This is a genomic window from Sphaerochaeta sp. S2 (genome assembly GCF_016406725.1).
Lineage (GTDB): Bacteria > Spirochaetota > Spirochaetia > Sphaerochaetales > Sphaerochaetaceae > Sphaerochaeta.
Genome location: NZ_JAEKNT010000429.1, coordinates 1 through 1,052, shown reverse-complemented (window position 1 = coordinate 1,052; position 1,052 = coordinate 1). Strand labels below are relative to the sequence as shown.

At 27.9% G+C, this 1,052-nt stretch carries 1 protein-coding gene; it reads left to right on the top strand.

The features are described from left to right. The first annotated feature begins 195 nt into the window (after positions 1-195). A complete protein-coding gene (locus JF818_RS12345; RefSeq protein ID WP_168814266.1) occupies positions 196-828 on the top strand; it encodes a CoA pyrophosphatase in 633 nt (210 codons plus the stop codon). Positions 829-1,052: the final 224 nt, after the last annotated feature.

Genomic DNA, 1,052 nt, shown 5'->3' with positions numbered 1-1,052 from the left:
ATATTAGTATTCCTTTAGTAGCCGCAGAATCACAAAATGATGCCGGTATTATAGGTGCTGCAGTTGCTGCAAAATATCATTTATAGCCTAAAATTTTACTTCTTGTTTATTACAAACTTTAAATTTTAGACTAATTAGGATTAAAAATAATTAATCAACTATATTTGATTTAATTATTAAACGCTGATCCTTACAATGGAATTTAATTATTTTAAAAATAACATTTCAAAACTTATAGATATATCTATAGGAGGGCTAGAGGCTCAATTTAAATTAGCACCAAAACTTAGAGTAAAACCAACTGAAGAATTACTAAAAAAAAATAACGCAAAAAAAGCAGCAGTTTTATCACTTTTTTATCCCGATAAAAATAATGAAACTTGCTTTTTATTAACCCTAAGAGCTCATTACGATGGTACTCATGCTTCTCAAATCAGTTTTCCCGGCGGAAAATTTGACCCAAACGATGTTAACTTAGAGAATACTGCATTACGAGAAACCTATGAAGAAGTTGGAATTGATAGCAAAACTATTTCTATCTTCAAACAAATGACAGATGTATACATACCTCCCAGTAATTTTATAGTCACGCCTTTTTTAGGTTTAGTTGATTATAATCCTACTTTTATTAAAAATCATGAAGTTGAAGAATTAATTAACGTTACGTTAAGTGATTTATTAAAAAAAACTTCAATTACTAAAACAATTTTAAACACATCGTATGCAAAAAACATAAGTGTACCCTGTTTTAAATTTAACAACCATATTGTTTGGGGAGCTACAGCCATGATGCTTAGTGAAATTAGAGATTTATTAAAACACTTTTAATATATATTTTTATTAAATTTGTACTTCATTCAAAATACTAAACCAATTAAATGCCCATTTTTAAGAAAAATCCATTCGGACATATTTTATTTTTAAAAAAATGGCTGATACGTATATTTGGTGTGGTGTCACACGGACGATATCACCGTTTTAATAAACTTCAAATTGAAGGATCTGAAATAATAAGAGATTTACCGGAAACTAACGTTTTATTTGTATCAAAT

Excerpts from the sequence above, each read along its gene's own strand:
- JF818_RS12345 (WP_168814266.1), top strand. The coding sequence starts at position 196 with ATGGAATTTAATTATTTTAAAAATAACATTTCAAAACTTATAGATATA.